We start from the raw sequence: 17,097 nt of genomic DNA, 5'->3' as shown, positions 1-17,097 counted from the left end.
TGGTGTCAGCCGAAAACGGGTTCGGTGGTCCGCGTCCGCTTCAGCTCGAAGAAATACTCGAATCCGGTGAGCGCCCGGACGCCGTCGAAGATCCGGCCCGCGGCCTCACCGCGCGGGACCTGGGCGAGCACCGGGCCGAAGCAGGCGCTGCCGTCGATCCGCACGACCGGCGTGCCGAGGTCGGGCCCGATCGCGGTCATCGCCTCGTCGTGGCTCGTGCGGATCGTTGCGTCGAGCGCCGTGTCCGTTCCGGCCTCGGCCAGTCCGGCGGGGAGCCCGGCCGCTTCGAGGGCCAGACCGGTGACCTCGCGGTAGTCCTCGTTCCCGCCGGGATGGATGCGGGTGCCCATCTCGGTGTAAAGGGGTTCGACGACCTTCTCGCCGTGGTCACGGGCGGCGGCCGCGATGACCCGCGAGAGGTACCAGCCTTCGCGCATCATCACTTCGTACTTCTCGGGCAACTGGTGGCCTTCGTTCAGCACGGCGAGGCTCATCAGGTGGAAGCGCAGGTCGATCTCGCGCACTTCGGCCGCTTCGAGCAGCCAACGCGAGGTCTGCCACGCCCACGGGCAGATCGGGTCGAACCACAGGTCGGCCCGGACGGAGGTTTCGGTCATCGCTGTCCTCGTTTCTGGAGACAAGGCGGGTTCGCTGGTTTGGGGACCGGACTGGCGGGGCGTGCCTGCCGGGGTGGTCGCGGCCGTGGCCGAGGGGGCGGCGGTGTCGCGAAGGCCACTTTCGGGACACCGAACGTCGCGAAAGTGGCTTTCGCGACGCGCACCTCGGCCACGGGTTCAGCGAGAGCCACCCTCACTAGGCGAAGGAAGCCGGGGTGTAGGCGCCTTCGGTGCGCGCGGCCTCGAGTACTTCCGGGTAGATGACCGACTTCGGGCGGTCCCCCGCCACGATGACGATCATCAGGCTCTCCTCCGTCCCCGGAGCGGCCGCAAGGTTGGTGAACCGGCGCTGGAGCCCGGCGGGCAGGGAGATCACGTCGAACGGGCCGAGGTCGACGTACAGGTCGTCCTCGTCGTTGCAGCGGAACCGCCAGGTGCCGCTCAAGGGGATGAACGTCTCGTTCGTGTCGTGGTTGTGCAGGATCGTGCCGTTCCCGGGCGTGGCCTTGATGTAGGCGAGGTTGAATCCCTCGGCGATGTCGATCGGCGCGTTCCCCGAACTCTTCGCGCCGATCGGGGAGATCACCTGCTCGTCGTCGGCGCCGTTCCGCTCCGGCGGCCGGAAGCCGATCACGTTGAACATCACCCGCGCGCAGCCCGCGAGCACCGTGTCCGGGGCGCCGCCGTCCGTCCCGGCCAGGTCGGTGAACCTGGCGACCCGGGCGCGGAGGTCATTCTCGCTGAACCGGATACTGGCCATGAGGTCGCTGGACATTCCCGTCTCCGATCTTCGAACGTCGGTCGATCACTGGGGTTTTCCCGTTGCTTCCGGATTCGATGGTGGTGAGCACGAGGCTGTGTGCGGGAACCACGACGCCGTCCCCGATGGTCACGGGGCCGAGCACCGTCGCTTTGGCGCCGACGACCACCCGGTCGCCGATACGCGGATGCCGGGCCTCGCCCTCGGCCCTGGCGTTGTCGCGCCAGAAGCCGATGGCGCCCAGCGTCACCTGCTGATAGAGGGTCACGTCGTCGCCGATGACGGCGGTTTCGCCGATCACGACGCCGTGCCCGTGGTCGATGAAGAAGCGCCTGCCGATCCGGGCACCGGGATGGATTTCCACCCCGGTAAGGATTTTCGCCGCGTTCGACAGCAGCCGGGCGAGGATCCGGTGGCCGCGGCGATGCAGCCGGTGCGCGAGCCGGTGACTCCAGACCGCCGGCAGGGCGGGATGGCAGAGCGCCTCCAGGCGCGAGGTCACCGACGGGTCTTTGTCCATTGTGGTCGCGAGGTCCTCACGCAACCTGATGAGGGACCGCCGCATGTCATCCGGCCATCTGCTCGGCCTTGACCCAATCCTCCTCGGGACCGGCGTCGGCGAACAGGGTCACGACGACCTGGCCGGGGCCGAACCGTTCGGCGACCTTCTTCGCGCTCAGCCAAGCGGCCGCGGCGGAAGCGCCGATCGAGGTACCGGTCAGCTTCCGGTACTCCACCATTCCCCGCAGGGATTCGGCGTAGGTGACGTGCAAGTGTTCGGCGCCGGGAAGCTGGGTGTCGACGAAGGGCTGACGCAGCCCGTTGCCGAACCCGCCCGCCCCGGCGAACCGCGGCTCGGAATGCGGTGCCCGCTCGGTGCCGTACGGCATTTCCGACGGCGTGACCCCGGCGACCACGAGGTCCGGCCACCGCGTGCGCAACGCGCGGTGGACCCCGGCCAGCGTGCCGCCGGTGCCGATCGCACCGACCCATGCGGCGGGCCGATGCTCGCCGAGCTGGTCCAGGATCTCTTTGCCGGTACCGAATTCGTGGGCCGCGACGTTAGCCGTGTTCCGGTGTTGCACGAGCGGGGTGAGCGATGGGTCTTCGGCGGCGATCTTCTCGCACACCTTGATCATCCCGAGCAGGCCGCCCGCCGCGTCGGCGAGTTCGATCTCCGCGCCCGTCTTCTCCATCGCGGTCAGCAGGCTCGGCGGGATGACGGACGGGACCACGAGCCGGGTCGGGATCCCGGCCAGTTCGCCGAGCCCGGCGAGCGCACGGGCCATGTTCCCGGCGGAGGCGTCCAGCAGTTTCAGCGGCTCCGGCCCGGTGTGCGCGGTGATCGCCCGGCAGACCAGCGCGAACGCGGTGCGGTCCTTCACCGAGCCGAACGGGTTGGCGAATTCGTACTTCGCCAGCACTTTCGCGCCGCCCGGCGGGCCGGGGACCTCGACCAGCGGGGTGTCGCCGAGCCGTCCGGCGAACTCCCGCAGGCCGGGATGCCTGCTCAGCGCGATCGAGTGATCCGGCGCCTCGGTGAGCGGTTCTTCCACAGTGAGAGCGATCTCTGGCTGAGCGGTATCGGTCATGCGAGTCCTTCCCCAGGCGCCACTCGAGCAGCGCGACGATCAGCGCGGCGTGGTGTTCGGGTGCGGATCCCCTTCGGCGGCGGATCCGGATTCTCCGGTGGCGGAAAACGCTCGTACCGGTGGTCCGCGGGACAGGGCCGCCGGCTTGACGGCCGCGCGCGGAACCTGGTTCAGGCTAGCAAGTAAACACCTGCTCTGTCGAACATCAGACGTTCAGTCATCCGCTTGCCCGATGGGCGACACGAACAGGTGGTCCGCTTCGCCCGAGTTGACCTCAACCCGGGTTGAGGAGCCAAGGTTAGGCTAACCACATCTGATGGATCGGAGGCTGACATCGGCACCACGTTCCCGCTCCCGCGCACCCTCACCGCCACCGCGGCGGCCCTGCGGGACGGCACGGTCACCAGCATCGGCCTGACCGAGGCGGCGATGGCCGCCGCGGACCGCGGCGACGCGGTTTACGGCGCCTATCTCACCCGCCTCGACGAGACCGCGTTCACCGCGGCGAGACGGGCGGACGCCGAACTCGCCGCCGGGCTGGACCGCGGGCCGCTGCACGGGATCCCGATCGGCGTCAAGGACATCATCGCCACCGCCGAAGCCGCGACGACGGCGCAGAGCCTCGTGCACGACCGCGGCTGGCTGGCGGGAACGGACGCGACGGTCGCCACCCGGCTCAAGGCGGCGGGCGCGGTGCTCACCGGCAAGACGACCACCATGGAGTTCGCCTGCGGGATGCCGGAACAGCGGCATCCCTTCCCGATCCCCCGCAATCCGTGGCGCACCGGGCGCTGGGCGGGCGGCTCGAGTTCGGGCGCCGGGATCGGCGTCGCGACCGGGATGTTCCTCGCCGGGATCGGCTCGGACACCGCGGGCAGCATCCGGGTGCCCGCGGCGTTCTGCGGGGTCACCGGCCTCATGCCCGGGTACGGCCGGGTGCCGAGGACCGGTTGCGTGCCGCTGGGCTACAGCCTCGACCGGATCGGCCCGCTGGCCCGTTCCGTACGGGACTGCGCGGCGGTGCTCGAGGTGCTCGCCGGGCCGGATCCGGCCGATCCCGACTCCGCGGCCCGGCCGGTACCGCGCCCCGTGTTCCGTGGTGATCTCACCGGGCTGCGGATCGGTGTCGTCCGCGACCACCACTTCCCGCCCGGCCGCGATCCCGCGTTGGACGGCGTCTTCGCCGAGGCGCTCGCGGTGCTGGCCGGGCTCGGCGCGCGGCTGAGCGAGGTCACGCTGCCGTATCCGGCCGAGCTGGTGACGGCCGTCCTGGTGACCGTCGCCAGCGAGGCGCTCGCCCACCACCGCGCGGAACTGTGCCATCGGTGGCTCGACTTCAGCCGCGGGACCCGCGGCCTGCTGGCCACCGGCGCGCTCGTCACCGGCGCCGACTACGTCCAGGCCCAGCGCGTGCGGCGGGTCGCGCAGCGAGCGGTCGACGAGCTCTTCACCGAAGTGGACCTCGTCGTCTGCCCGACGGCGTCCGTCGGCGCGCCCCGGTTCGAGTCGCTGCTCTCCCCCGCCGGGCTACCGGAGAACGAGGAGCTCTTCGGCGTCATCCACACGCCGTACTGGAACGGGCTCGCCAATCCCGTCTTGGCGCTGCCCATGGGGTTCACCGCCGACGGTCTGCCGCTGTCGCTGCAGCTGGCCGGACCGGTGCACGGCGAAACGGAACTGCTGGAAGCGGGCGACGCCTTCCAGACGGCCACCGGCTGGCATCTGCGGACCCCGCCGGAGCCGGCATGAGCGAGCCGGAGATCCGCGTTCTGCTCGCGGCCGCGACCCTGCCCGCCACCGAACCCGAGATCGCCGGGCTGGCCGCGCGCTATTCCTGGCAGCGGGCCGCGATCGACGCTTTGTACGACCTCCCCGCGGCTCGCCACGCGCTGCCCGTCCTCGGCTTCCGGACGGGCGACGAAGCCGCGGCAGGAACAGGAAAGGTTTCATGAACACGTCTTCTCCCGCCCGCCGTCGCGACCACCTGGTGCTCGCGCTGGCCTGCCTCGGTTCGTTCGTGGTGGTGCTGGACGCCACGATCGTCTCGGTCACCCTGCCCCGGATCCGCGCCGATCTCGGCTTCTCCACCGCGACGCTGCCGTGGGCGGTCAACGCGTACACGCTCGCGTTCGCGGGCTGTCTGCTGCTCGGCGGCCGGTGCGCGGACGTCTTCGGACGGCGCCGGGTGCTGCTCGCCGGGATGGGCCTGTTCGCGGGGGCGAGCCTCCTCGCCGGGCTGGCCGCGGATCCGGCGCTCCTGCTGGCCGCGCGCGCCGGTCAGGGCGTCGGCGGCGCGCTGCTGATGCCCGCGACGTTGTCCCTGCTCACCGACACCTTCCCGGCGGGGCCGAGGCGTGCCCGCGCGCTGAGCACGTGGAGCGCGATCGGTGCCGTCGGCGCCGCGTCGGGCCCGCTGACCGGTGGCCTCCTGACCGAGTTCGCGGGCTGGCGCTGGGTCTTCTTCGTCAACGTGCCCTTGGGGCTCGTCGCGGTCGCCGGCACCTTGGCCTTGCTGCCCGGCGGGTCCCGGCCAGGCCCGGCGTATCGCCTGGACGTCGTCGGCGCCGCCCTGGCGACGGCCGGGCTGACCGGTGTCGTGTACGCGGTGATGGAGTCCGAGACGATGAGCTGGAACGCGCCGGAAGTGTCCGGCCCGCTGGTCGCGGGAATCCTGTTGTGCGGGCTCTTCCTGGTGCACCAGGCGCGCTGGGCGGCGGCTCCGCTGGTACCGCTGAGCCTGTTCCGGCATCGCGCGGTCCGTGGGGCGAATCTGGTGATGTTCCTGCTGGGCCTGGGTTTCTTCGGTGCTCCCGTGCTGATCTCGTTCGCCCTGCAGTACGTGCACGGGGCAGGCCCGCTCGCCGCCGGGCTCGGTTTCCTGCCCGCCGGGCTGGCGATGTTCGCCGGCGCCAAGGCCGCCGGCCCGCTCACCATCCGGCTCGGTGCCCGTCGCGCGGCCGCGCTGGGCTGCCTCCTCGGGGCGGCCGGTCTCGCCGGAGTGGCGGCCTCGCTGGGCACTGACGGTTCCTCCGTGGCGATGATCGTCCTGCCGAGCGTGGTCTTCGGTTTCGGTACCGCGTCGGCGTTCACCCCGTTGACGGTGGCGGCGACCAGCGGCGTGCCCACCACCTCGGGCGGGGTGGCCGCCGCCGTGCTCAACACCGTGCGGCAGACCAGCGGCGCGATCGGTTTGGCCGTGCTGACCACGATCGCCGCGGCCGCCGCCGGCGGCGGGTCTTCGGAACACGAAGGACTCGCGCACGGGTACGCCTTCGCGTTCGCCGTCTCGGCGGGCTGCGTGGCAGCCGCGGCCGTCGTCGGCATGCTCGTCCTGCCGCCGCGGACCGCGGAACGGCTCGCGGCCGCCACCGGCCGGGTCCGGGGACTCGACGGCGACCCGGTGCCCGGCGCGGTGGTGCTGCTGGTGAATCCGGACGGCGGCCGCGTCGTCCGCACCGTCACCGACGAGACCGGCTGGTATCACGCGGCGCCAACGGCACCGGGGCCGCATCTGGTCATCTGCACCGCGCCCAGCCATCAGCCGTCGGTCGGGCGGATCGTGGCCGACGACACGCCGGTGCGGCACGACGTCGTCGTCGGGCAGGCGGGTTCGTGAGCCGCGCGTCATCGTGCCGCCGCGGCGAGCCGCGGCACGATCCGCTCGGCGGTGTACGCGAGGGCGAGCGCCGACGGGAACGCCAGTGCTTGCGCTTCGGCCTTATCGATCGGCAGATAGGAACCCCGGCGTACCGCGGGAAGCCGCGCGAAAAGCGGCTCGGCCTCGAACGCCTGCCGCTGCTGGACCGATTCGTAGCTGACCAGCATGATGTCCGCGTCGAGCAGGTCGAGCCGCTCCGGGCCGACCGCGGCGACTCCCTTCGTCGTCGTGGAGCGCAGCTGCGTGACCTTGTCCGAGAGGCGCAAACCGAACTGCGCCAACGAAACCGCCAGCACGTCCTCCGGCGTGTTCTTGGTGTATACCTGTCCCCCGCCGCTCACCGAGCTGCAGCTGAACGTCCTCCCCGCGAGTCGCGCGGTGTCCCTGGCCGTGGTGATCTTGTCCAGCGTGCCGCTGATCAGCTGTTCCGCCGCGGGCTCCTTGCCGAGCGCCCGGCCGATCCGCCGGGTGGTCTCCTGCCACGGATCGAGATTCGGCCCGGCGACGTAGCCCAGCACGGGCGCGATCTCGGCGAGCCGCTGGTAACCGGTTTCGAGGTAGTAGTCGCCGACGGCGAGGAAGAGATCCGGCCGCAGGGCGGCGAAGTGTTCCAGTGGGCGGTCCGGTCCCGCCCGTACCAGTTCGGGGCGGGCGGCGCCGAGCCGTGGCGCGATCCACGGCTGGATCCTGTCCGGTGTCGACGTTCCCTCCTGCATGGCCACCGGGACGACACCGAGCGCCACGGCGGCGTCGGCGTCCTGCCCGAAACCGAGGGCGATCACCCTGGAGGGCAAGCGATCCAGCACCGTGGGACCGAGCTTTCCTTCCAGTGTCACCGAAAACCCGCCCGATGGGGCGGTGTCGCCCGCCCTTCCGGGCGCGCATCCGGCGAGTACGAAACCGGCCGCACCCGCCAGGAAGACACGACGGCCCGGCCTGCCGGATAGGTCCTTCACCTGCATCTGCGCACTCCACGAAGTCGGACACTGAACGGAGGTTTCCCGGATCACACCGACGCGGCACCGAAGCGACGGGCAAGCGCGACCTACTTAGGTAAGGCTGCCAAAACATCGGTTGTTGCGCTAGTCATACGTCTGCTGTTAGGTTGAATCCTGCCCGCAATCGGGCGTGCTTCCCTTGCGAAAGGCTCACTGTTCGAGCCGATGCAGCGACGGTCGGGTTCCGGGCTTCGGCGGCTGCATGTTTTCGACGTTCGTCATCCACGCACTTGGGGGTGCAAGTGAACGAGGCCGCCGAAAGTACCAAGCCCCGATATCAGATTCCTTCCGCACGACGGGGATCCGTTGTCGACGAAGAAGATTTCGCAGTGCTCAGAACGGTTCTGCAGAACGATCTCGCGTTGACCGCGGGGCCGTGGCGAGACCGGTTCGAAGCCCAGTTCGCCGCGTACACCGGGTCTCGTCACGCGTTGTCGGTGACCAGCGGCACGGTCGCGCTGGAGATCGCCATCCGGCTGCTCGACCTCCAGCCAGGCGACGAGGTGATCGCGACCACCCAGACGTTCCAGGCGTCGATCCAGCCGCTGCTGGATTCGCCCGCGATCGTCCGGTTCTGTGACATCGATCCCGGGACGCTCAACCTCGATCCCGGCAAGCTGGAGGCGTTGATCACCCCGCGGACCAGGGCGATCATCCTCGTGCACTACGGCGGGAACCCGGCCGATATGGCGAAGATCTGCGCGATCGCGGCGCGGAACGACGTACTGGTGCTCGAAGACTGCGCGCACGCGCTCGGATCGGCCTATCGCGGACGGCGGCCCGGTTCCCTCGGCGACATCGGCACGTTCAGTTTCCATTCCTCCAAGAACATCACCACCCTCGGCGAAGGCGGCATGATCACCTTCGACCGCGACGACTGGGCCGTCCGGGTGGACCGGATCCGGTCGAACGAGGTCGACATGGTCGCCGGCCCGGTCAGCGGGATCCTCGGTTCCCCGCCGGAAACCCTGCCCTGGATGAAATTCTCCGAAGCGGTGTACCGGGAATCGGTCGCCGGGATCCACGGCGCCGGAACGAACGCGACGCTTTCCGAGGTCGCCTGCGCCGTCGGCACCGTTCAGCTGCGGAAACTGCCGTCGCTGGTACGAAGGCGGCGCGTGATCGCGGCCAAACTCGACGAAGTGCTCGGTGGCTACCCGCAGATCCGGCTGCCTTTCGTCGATCCGGGCGACGAACATTCGTACCATCTCTACACCTTCTTCGTCACCGAAGGCGATGATGCCCGCCACGCGCTCATCCGCGCGCTCGACCGCCGCGGCGTCGAGATCCAGTTGCGGTACTTCCCCCTGCACCTCACGCCGGAATGGCAGTCCCGGGGACACGGCCCCGGGGAATGCCCGACAGCGGAACGGCTCTGGTTCTCCGAGCACGTGAACCTCCCGTGTCATCCCAATCTGACCGACACCCAGGTCGCGCTCCTGTGTTCCGCGCTCCGGAGCAGCCTCAACGAGGTCTTCGGCAGGCGAGCCGTGCTGAGCCACAGCTGAGCTGATCCCGCCCGAAAAGATCGGAGCGAGTTCCGTCATGCCCTACATCCATGTCCAGATCCTGGAAAGCCGTCTCACCGAAGAGACCGAGCCGAAACTGATCGCCGCGATCACCGACGCGGTGACCGGAACCTACGGCGAAGACATCCGTGAACACGTGTGGGTGGTACTGGACCCGGTACCCGCACACCGCTGGGGCCTCGGCGGAAAACCCGCCGCGCCACGGCCTTCCTGACCGGCACCCTTCCGAACAGCTGGGAGTACTGGTGAAATTCGGCTTGAACTTCTTCCCCGTCTTCTCCCCCGACCGCAAAACGGCGGGTGACTACTACCGCGAAGTCATCGATCTGGCCGAACGGGCCGATCGCGCGGGGCTCGAACACGTCCAGACCGTCGAGCACCACGGATCCCCTTACGGTGGCTACAGTCCCGACCCGGTGACACTGCTCGCCGCGATCGCGGCGAGGACCGAACGGATCCGGATCACGACCGGCGCGGTGATCCCCGCGTTCCTCCATCCGCTCAAGCTGGCGGGCAAACTCGCCATGCTGGACAACCTCTCCGGCGGGCGGCTGGACGCCGGATTCGGCCGCGGCTTCCTGCCGGACGAGTTCGACTGGTTCGGCGTCCCGATGGACGAAAGCCGGCGCCGCTTCGACGAAGGTGTCGACGCCTGCCGCCGTCTTCTGTCCGAAGTGGACGTCAAGATCGAGGGTGAGTTCCACAGCTTCGGCCCCGTGACGCTGCTGCCCCGGCCGGTGCAGCAGCCGTATCCGCCCTTCTTCGTCGCCTCCGCCTCGAATCCGGAGTCGTGCGCCGCCGCGGGCGCCGCCGGCCATCACCTCCAGGTCGTTCCGTCGATCGTCAGCCAGGAGACGCTGACCGAGATGATCGAGGGCTACCGCACCGCGTGGGCGGCATCGGGACGACGCCCCGAGGACGGCCGGATCCAGATCAAGTACACCTGCTATCTCGCCGAGGACCGGGCGACCGCGCTGGCCTGGGGCGAGAAGTTCGAGAACAACTACATCGAGCAGATGAGCGGCGCGATCGCCTCGTGGGCGTCGACCACGTCGGGCGCGTATCAGGGTTACGAGAAGCTCATCGAGAAGGTCCGCGCGTACGACTTCGAGAAGTCTTTGGCGCAGAACAAGGTTCTCGCCGGGACCCCGGACGACGTCGCCGGGCAGATCGGCTGGATCGCGGAGAATTTCGGCAGCGACCTTTCGGTGAGTGTGCAGCTGAACCCCGGCTATCTCGACCACGAGCACGCGGTCCGCGCGCTCGACCTGTTCACCACCGGCGTGATCCCCCGCTTCGATGCTTGAGCCGGACGCCGACGTCGTCGTGGTCGGGCTGGGCGCTTGGGGCTCGATGGCCCTGTGGCAGCTCGCGAGCCGAGGTGTCCGGGCGATCGGCGTCGAACGCCACGGCCGCGGCCACTCGCTCGGCGCGTCACACGGCGGCAGCCGGATGTTCCGGATCACCTGCCTGGAGCATCCCGGCCTGGTGCCGCTGGCCCGCAGATCCGCCGAACTGTGGGAAAAGCTCGGGCGCCAGGCTGGGAGACCGCTGCTGCACCGGTACGGCGGGCTCCTGATCGGCGCGCCGGATTCGGCGGTGGCAGGGGGGACGCTGGCCGCCGCGAAGGAACACGGCATCGAGGTCGAACGGCTCGGCCGCGCGCAGCTCGCCGCCCGTTTCCCCCAGCACACCGCGCTGGCCGCGGACGACATCGGCGTCTGGGAGCCGTCCGCCGGACTCCTCCGGCCGGAGGAGTCGATCAGGGCCGCGCTCGACGCGGCGGAAACCGCGGGAGCACAGGTCTTCACCGGGACCGAGGTCACCGGGTTCCACCCGACCGGCGACGGCGTGCTCGTGCACAGCGCCGCACGGACCTGGCGGGCGCGGCGCGTGGTGGTGGCGACCGGATCGTGGCTCCCGTTCATGACCCCTTTGCCGGAGCTCCGGGTGGTGCGGATGCCGGTCACCTGGTTCCGGCCCGACGGCGGCGCCGACCGCTTCCGGCTGGCGGAGTTCCCGGTGTTCATGCGGGAACTCGACGGCGGGACGGTGCTGTGGGGCTGCGGCGCGGATCCGCCGTACGACGTCAAACTCGGCTTGGAGCAGTTCGGCGCCACCGCGGTCCCGTTCGATCCGCTGGACACCGACCGTTCGGTGACCCCGGCCGACTGGACGGCGTTGCGCGACGTGCTCGCCGGTCATCTGCCCGGGCTGCGTCCGGAACCCTCGCGGGTGGCGGTGTGCATGCTGACGCTCACCCCGGACGGGCAGTTCGTGCTCGGCTCGCTGCCCGAAGCGCCGGACGTGATCGTCGCCGGCGGCGACAACGCGCACGGGTTCAAACACGCCACCGGGATCGGCGAACTGCTCGCGGATCTGGCCACCGGCCACGAACCGCGGCTCGACTTCTCGTTCATGGACGTCAAGCGATTCCGCTGACGCGAGCATCTTCTGGAGGAAAGCCGTGGACCTCGACATCTGCGGAATCGGCGCCGTCTCGAGCATCGGCCGCGACCCCGAAACGATCCACGACGCGCTGTGCGCCGGGAGAAGCGGACTGGGGCCGCTGCGGGTCTACGACACGACGAAGTTCCGGTCGCGGACGGCCTACGAGATCGACGACCGGCCCACTCCCGGCGAGGACGAACCCGGCCGATCGACGAACTGGCTGATCGACGCGATCACGCAGGCGCTCGAAGGCGCCGGGCTGACCGAGCTGCCGGAGGACTGCCCGGTACTGGTCGGCACGACACACCGGGAACAGCGCACGATGGAGCTGTGGTGGCGCGGCGAAGCGGCCGCGGATTTCGCCGACCTGCATTTCGGCACGGCGATCCGCGAACGGTTCGGCACGGTGGAAACGCATACCTTCGCGAACGCCTGCGCGGCATCGCTGACCGTACTCGGCCTGGCGGCCGACCTGATCGCGGACGGCGAATACGACACCGTCGTCGTGGCCGGGACCGACGGCCTGACCGAAGCCACCTTCGGCATCTTCGACCGGGTCCAGAGCGGCGTACCGGGCGAGGTGCGGCCCTTCGCGAAGGAACGGCACGGGATGATGATGGGCGAGGGCGCGTCGGCGGTGGTGCTCCGCAGACCGGGGCACGGCGGGCCGGTCGCGGCCCGGCTCCGGTCGGTCGCGCTCAACTGCGACGCCGACCATCCGACGGTGCCGGAGCCGGGCAGCGTCGCGAGGGTGGTGCGGCAGGCGCACGACCGCGCCGGGATCGGCCCGGACCAGATCGACCTGATCGTGTTGCACGGCACCGGAACCGTTCGCAACGACCTGGTCGAGACCGGGATGCTGCACGACGTGTTCGCCGGCGCGAAACCGGCGCTCACCGCGATCAAGGCGTCCACCGGGCACACACTGGGCGGCTCCGGGCTGCTGAGCCTGATCGTCGCCGCGATCTCCCTGCGGAAACGGCTGGCACCACCGATCCTCGGGCTGGCCGAGCCGATGGACGAGGCCGAGGGGCTGGACCTCGTCCGCGGCGAACCGCGCGACGGCGAGTTCCGGATCGCGCAGGTCGACGCCTTCGGGCTCAGCGGGATCAACGCCGTGGCGATCCTGGAGGCGGCGTCGTGACCGCCGTGGTCGTGACCGGGACGGGGATCGCCGTCGACGGTCTGCGCGGGCCTGCCGACCTGCTGGAGCCGTACCGGCGCCACGAGGACGGTTTCGATCCGGAGACCGGGTTGCGCGGCAGGCGGCTCCGGCACCGCGACCGGGCCTCACGGCTGGCTTCCCGCGCGGCCACCACGGCGCTGGGCGACGCGGGGCTGCTCGGCGAGGACGGTTCGTATCGCGGGGAATCGCTCCGGACGGCGACCGTGGTCAGCACGAACACCGGGAATCTGGACAGCATCTGCTCGTTCCTGGACACGATCGCCGAAGAGTCCGCGAGCCTGCTGCCGCCGACCGGGCTGCCGAACACCTCCAGCAACGTGTCCGCGGGCTGGGTCGCCATCGACCACGGGCTGCGCGCGCCGAACCTGACGCTGTCGAACGGGCCGACCAGCGGCCTCGACGCCTTGCAGTGGGCGCGGCGGCTGATCCGGCACGACCGGGCGGACGCGGTCGTCGTCACCGGTGTCGAACCCGACAACCGTTATGTACGAAAGCTTCTCGCCGACAACGGCGAGGCGAACTGGCCCGACGCGGCCGCCGCGGTCGTGCTCGAATCCGCCGGGGCGGCCCGCCGTCGCGGTGCCCGCGTCCGGCTCGTGCTCGGCGAGTACCGGCGGGCCGGGACCGCGCGGGCGGCGGCCTCGGCCGTCCCGGGCGAAACCGTCGCGACACTGGCAGAGCCGGGGATCCGGCCGGGTGAGGTGCTCGACCTTTCGGCTTGGGCCGGACGTCAGTCGGGGGCGCTCGGCGTCCTGCAGTGCGCCGCCGCGAGCGCGCGCATCGACGGCGGCGGAGGCAGCGCGCTCGCCGTGTCCTGCGGCCTGCCGGGTGCGGCGGCGGCCGCGATGGCGTTCGCCGGACCGGGCGCGGAACAGCCGTGAACGACCGAAATCGGGGAACACAGACGAAAGAAGGGGCCTTCATGACCGCGAACAAGCTGATCGAGCCGGAACTGGAAGACCTGCGGACGCTGGTGGCCCGGGTACTGGAGGTCGAGCCCGCGGAGGTGACCGACGAGGCGAACCTCGTCGAAGACCTCGGCGTCGATTCGCTCCTGCTGCTCGAAGTCGCGGCGCGGATCCTGCAGCGCTACGGCATCCGGGTGGGCGACGCGGCGATCAGCGAGGTGGAGACGCTCGGCGAGATCCACCAGCTGGTCCTCGCCGGGCAGAAGGGCTGAGCGGGATGCCACAGAACGGGGACTGGCCGGGGTGGCCCGAAGAGGACGCCCGTCGATACCGCGGCGTCGGCCACTGGCAGGGCGAGACCTTCGGTGAACAGCTCGCCGGCTGGGCGGTCCGGTACGCCGACCGGGTCGCGCTGGTCGACGGCGACCGCCGGTGGACCTACGCGGCACTCGACACCGCCGTGCGGCGCCTGACGGCCGGGCTCACCGGGCTCGGGCTGAAACGCGGCGACAAGGTGATCGTGCAGCTGCCGAACCGCGCCGAGTTCGTGCTGCTGTGGTTCGCGCTGACGCGGCTCGGGATCGTGCCCATCCACGCGATGCCCGCCCATCGCCGCAACGAGATCGCGCACCTGGCGGCGATGGCCGAGGCCGTCGCGTACGTCATCCCGGATCGGCACGCCCGGTTCGACTACCGCGAACTCGCCGCGCGCGTCCGCGCCGACGCCGGCATCCGGCACGTGATCGTCGCCGGGGACCCCGGCGGACACGACGGTTTCCTCTCGCTGGCGGAGCTGCTCGACAACGAGCCGGCACCCGATCCCGTCGATCCGCCGGGCGCGGGCGACCTCGCCCTGCTGCTGCTTTCCGGCGGCACCACGGGTATGCCGAAGCTGGTGCCGCGGACGCACGACGACTTCGCCTACAACTCCCGGCGGGCCGCGGAACTCTGCGAGCTGACCGAGGACTCGGTGTACCTCGCCGTGCTGCCCATCGCGTTCAACTACACGATGAGCTGCCCGGGGATGCTCGGTGTCCTCCAGGCCGGCGGGCGGGTCGTGCTCGCTCCCTCTCCAGGTGCGCGGACGTCGTTCGATCTGATCGCCCGCGAAGGCGTCACGATCGCGGCCATCAACCCTCCGCTGGTGCCGCACTGGCTCGCGGAGTTCGAACACGGTGACACGGATCTTTCGAGCCTCCGTGTCCTCCAGGTCGGCAGCGCCCGGCTCGCCGACGACCTGGCGGCCGCGGTCACCAAGACCTTCGACTGCCGTCTGCAGCAGGTGTTCGGCATGGCCGAGGGACTGCTGTGCCTGACCAGGCTCGACGATCCGGACGAACTCGTGCACACCACCCAGGGCAGGCCGATCTCCGCGGACGACGAGATCCGCGTGGTCGGCCAGGACGACGCCGAGGTCGGCCCCGGCGAGACCGGCGAACTGCTCACCCGCGGGCCGTACACCCTGCGCGGCTATTTCCGCGCCGCCGAGCACAACGCGCGGGCCTTCACCGCGGACGGTTTCTACCGCACCGGCGACCTGGTCCAGCGGCTCCCGACCGGTCATCTCAACGTCGTCGGCCGGGCGAAGGACCAGATCAACCGCGGCGGGCAGAAGATCGACGCGACCGAGGTCGAAGGCCATCTGCTGGCCTGCCCGGGCGTGTTGTCCGCGGCCTTGCTGCCCGAAGCGGACACCGTGCTCGGCGAGCGATCGGTGGCGTTCCTGGTGTGCTCGGGCGAACCGCCGTCCACGAGCACACTCCAGGCCTTCTTCCGTGACCGCGGTGTCGCCGCGTACAAGGTCCCGGACCGGGTCGCGGTCGTCGACGAACTGCCGTCGACGGCGGTCGGCAAAATCGACAAGAAGGCACTGGCCCGCCGGTACCTCGGCTGAATCCCGGTTGGAGGAAACGATGTTCTTCCCGTTCTCGGCCGAGTCACCCGAGGGACTGGCGGCCGAAGCCGCCACCCTCGCGGACCGGCACGATCCGCTACCCGCCCTCGCCGCCGAACTCGCCGGACGGCGGCACGGCCCTTGGCGTGCCGTCGTCGTCGGAGAGGACCGGGACTCGGTGACCGGCCGCCTCCGCGCGGTCGCCGACGGGGAACCCGCCACCGGCGCCGCCGTCGGCGAGGCGGTCTCGGCCGGGAACGCGGTCTGGGTGTTCTCCGGCCACGGTTCACAATGGACCGGGATGGGCAAGACACTGCTCGACGGGGAACCCGCCTTCGCCGAGGAGATCGATCACCTGGCGCCGCTGATCTCCGCCGAAGCGGGTTTTTCCCTGTACGACGCGCTTTCCGGGACAGCGGAAGGGATCGAACAGGTCCAGCCCTCGCTGTTCGCCATGCAGCTCGGCCTGGCGGCGGCCTGGCGGGCGCACGGCGCCGGACCGGCCGCCGTGATCGGCCACTCCATGGGCGAGACGGCGGCGGCCGTGGTCGCGGGCGCACTGTCCACAGAGGACGGTGTGGCGGTGATCTGCCGACGCTCCCGGCTGCTGCGCCGCGTCTCCGGCACCGGCGCGATGGCGATGGTCGCCCTACCGTGGGACACGGTCGAAACCGAGCTCGCCGACGTGCCCGAAGTGACCGTCGCCGCGCACTCGGGCCCGACGTCGACGGTCGTCGCCGGCGGGCGGGAGCGGGTGCGCACGCTGGTGGACCGCTGGGCCGCGAGAGACCTGATGGCCAAACTCGTCCCGGTCGAGGTCGCGTCGCATTCACCTCAGGTGGAACCGATCCTGGCCGACCTGAGCACCGAACTGTCCGCGTTGCGCCCCAGATCCGCACGGGTTCCCGTCTACTCGACCGTCCTCCCCGACCCGAGATCCGCTGCCGCCTTCGACGCCGCCTACTGGACCGCGAACCTGCGCCGTCCCGTCCGCTTCAGCGCCGCGGTGCGGGCCGCCCTCGATGACGGCCACCGCGCCTTCGTCGAGATCTCACCCCACCCGTTGCTGGCCCACGCGCTACGGGAGAACGCGGGCGCCGGAAAGGTGGCGGTGCTGTCCAGCATCCGCCGGGGAGGTGACGCGCTGCTGCGTTTCCGGACGCAGGTCGGTGCTCTGCACTGCGCGGGCGCTCCGGTGCGGTTCTAGCGTTCATCCCGCGCGACGCGCAGGCCCAGCGCCACCCCAGGCGATTTCTTCCAGCGCTGAGGCCGGACTTTTAGGAGTCCCTCCTCGGCAGCGGCGGCACGCTCGATGTCCACCCGGCCTCGGGCACCATCCAGGAATTGCTGATCACGGTGCCGGTTCGCCCGGTTCACGCGCCTCTTGTGCCGCGGGATGTTCTTACGGGACGACTTGTCGTTCTCGCCGTAGCGGTTGCGGCGATCACGGGCGTAACTGAGCCGCTTCTTCTCCTGCAAGCTTTTCCGCTCCATCACCACTCCC

At 70.5% G+C, this 17,097-nt stretch carries 18 protein-coding genes; 12 read left to right on the top strand and 6 right to left on the bottom strand.

Features of this window, described 5'->3' with window-relative positions:
• Positions 1 to 5: 5 nt before the first annotated feature.
• The 4 genes from ACXIZN_RS07775 to ACXIZN_RS07760 all read right to left on the bottom strand — a co-directional run bounded on the left by ACXIZN_RS07775 (position 6) and on the right by ACXIZN_RS07760 (position 2,969).
• A complete protein-coding gene (locus ACXIZN_RS07775) occupies positions 6 to 617 on the bottom strand; it encodes a mycothiol-dependent nitroreductase Rv2466c family protein (protein ID WP_457953273.1) in 612 nt (203 codons plus the stop codon).
• Between the two features lie 196 nt (positions 618 to 813).
• Positions 814 to 1,392, bottom strand: coding sequence for a cupin domain-containing protein (locus ACXIZN_RS07770; protein ID WP_257485905.1), 579 nt, complete (start codon positions 1,390 to 1,392; stop codon positions 814 to 816).
• On the bottom strand, positions 1,349 to 1,942 hold the full coding sequence (gene epsC / locus ACXIZN_RS07765; RefSeq protein ID WP_457953272.1) for a serine O-acetyltransferase EpsC: 594 nt from the start codon (positions 1,940 to 1,942) through the stop codon (positions 1,349 to 1,351). Before epsC ends, ACXIZN_RS07770 begins: the two co-directional genes overlap by 44 nt.
• Before the next feature lies 1 nt (position 1,943).
• Entirely contained in the window at positions 1,944 to 2,969 is a 1,026-nt protein-coding gene (locus tag ACXIZN_RS07760; RefSeq protein WP_457953271.1) for a pyridoxal-phosphate dependent enzyme, read from the bottom strand.
• 333 nt (positions 2,970 to 3,302) lie between these two features.
• Between ACXIZN_RS07760 and ACXIZN_RS07755 the strand changes: the two genes are divergently transcribed.
• The 3 genes from ACXIZN_RS07755 to ACXIZN_RS07745 are packed head-to-tail and all read left to right on the top strand — an operon-like array spanning position 3,303 to position 6,585.
• A complete protein-coding gene (locus tag ACXIZN_RS07755; RefSeq protein ID WP_457960475.1) occupies positions 3,303 to 4,718 on the top strand; it encodes an amidase in 1,416 nt (471 codons plus the stop codon).
• The gene (locus tag ACXIZN_RS07750) at positions 4,715 to 4,921 is read left to right on the top strand and encodes a hypothetical protein (protein WP_257485901.1); all 207 of its coding nucleotides are present in this window, start codon (positions 4,715 to 4,717) and stop codon (positions 4,919 to 4,921) included. Before ACXIZN_RS07755 ends, ACXIZN_RS07750 begins: the two co-directional genes overlap by 4 nt.
• Positions 4,918 to 6,585, top strand: a complete 1,668-nt coding sequence (locus tag ACXIZN_RS07745) for an MFS transporter (RefSeq protein ID WP_457953270.1) — start codon at positions 4,918 to 4,920, stop codon at positions 6,583 to 6,585. The genes ACXIZN_RS07750 and ACXIZN_RS07745 overlap by 4 nt, the downstream gene beginning before the upstream one ends.
• Before the next feature lie 8 nt (positions 6,586 to 6,593).
• Here ACXIZN_RS07745 and ACXIZN_RS07740 read toward each other — a convergent pair whose 3' ends face one another.
• On the bottom strand, positions 6,594 to 7,589 hold the full coding sequence (locus ACXIZN_RS07740; RefSeq protein WP_457953269.1) for an ABC transporter substrate-binding protein: 996 nt from the start codon (positions 7,587 to 7,589) through the stop codon (positions 6,594 to 6,596).
• 272 nt (positions 7,590 to 7,861) lie between these two features.
• Between ACXIZN_RS07740 and ACXIZN_RS07735 the strand changes: the two genes are divergently transcribed.
• The 9 genes from ACXIZN_RS07735 to ACXIZN_RS07695 are packed head-to-tail and all read left to right on the top strand — an operon-like array spanning position 7,862 to position 16,800.
• A complete protein-coding gene (locus ACXIZN_RS07735; RefSeq protein WP_457953268.1) occupies positions 7,862 to 9,133 on the top strand; it encodes a DegT/DnrJ/EryC1/StrS family aminotransferase in 1,272 nt (423 codons plus the stop codon).
• 37 nt (positions 9,134 to 9,170) lie between these two features.
• Positions 9,171 to 9,368: a tautomerase family protein gene (locus ACXIZN_RS07730; RefSeq protein ID WP_457953267.1), complete on the top strand. Its 198-nt coding sequence runs from the start codon at positions 9,171 to 9,173 to the stop codon at positions 9,366 to 9,368.
• A gap of 31 nt (positions 9,369 to 9,399) precedes the next feature.
• On the top strand, positions 9,400 to 10,461 hold the full coding sequence (locus tag ACXIZN_RS07725; RefSeq protein ID WP_457953266.1) for an LLM class flavin-dependent oxidoreductase: 1,062 nt from the start codon (positions 9,400 to 9,402) through the stop codon (positions 10,459 to 10,461).
• Positions 10,454 to 11,596: an N-methyl-L-tryptophan oxidase gene (gene solA / locus ACXIZN_RS07720; RefSeq protein ID WP_457953265.1), complete on the top strand. Its 1,143-nt coding sequence runs from the start codon at positions 10,454 to 10,456 to the stop codon at positions 11,594 to 11,596. The genes ACXIZN_RS07725 and solA overlap by 8 nt, the downstream gene beginning before the upstream one ends.
• Positions 11,597 to 11,621: 25 nt before the next feature.
• Positions 11,622 to 12,749 (top strand): beta-ketoacyl synthase N-terminal-like domain-containing protein, encoded by a 1,128-nt coding sequence (locus ACXIZN_RS07715; protein ID WP_457953264.1) that lies wholly within the window; start codon positions 11,622 to 11,624, stop codon positions 12,747 to 12,749.
• A complete protein-coding gene (locus tag ACXIZN_RS07710; protein ID WP_457953263.1) occupies positions 12,746 to 13,672 on the top strand; it encodes a beta-ketoacyl synthase N-terminal-like domain-containing protein in 927 nt (308 codons plus the stop codon). Before ACXIZN_RS07715 ends, ACXIZN_RS07710 begins: the two co-directional genes overlap by 4 nt.
• A gap of 41 nt (positions 13,673 to 13,713) precedes the next feature.
• Entirely contained in the window at positions 13,714 to 13,971 is a 258-nt protein-coding gene (locus tag ACXIZN_RS07705) for an acyl carrier protein (protein WP_457953262.1), read from the top strand.
• 5 nt (positions 13,972 to 13,976) lie between these two features.
• Positions 13,977 to 15,593, top strand: coding sequence for a (2,3-dihydroxybenzoyl)adenylate synthase (locus ACXIZN_RS07700; RefSeq protein ID WP_457953261.1), 1,617 nt, complete (start codon positions 13,977 to 13,979; stop codon positions 15,591 to 15,593).
• A 19-nt stretch (positions 15,594 to 15,612) separates the two neighbouring features.
• Positions 15,613 to 16,800, top strand: coding sequence for an acyltransferase domain-containing protein (locus tag ACXIZN_RS07695; protein WP_457953260.1), 1,188 nt, complete (start codon positions 15,613 to 15,615; stop codon positions 16,798 to 16,800).
• On the opposite strand, the gene ACXIZN_RS07690 is transcribed toward ACXIZN_RS07695, so the two are convergent.
• Positions 16,797 to 17,087: a hypothetical protein gene (locus tag ACXIZN_RS07690; protein ID WP_457953259.1), complete on the bottom strand. Its 291-nt coding sequence runs from the start codon at positions 17,085 to 17,087 to the stop codon at positions 16,797 to 16,799. The genes ACXIZN_RS07695 and ACXIZN_RS07690 overlap by 4 nt on opposite strands.
• Between the last annotated feature and the right edge of the window lie 10 nt (positions 17,088 to 17,097).

The organism is Amycolatopsis sp. TRM77291 (assembly GCF_054166285.1).
This window is presented reverse-complemented; position numbering and strand designations above follow the sequence as displayed.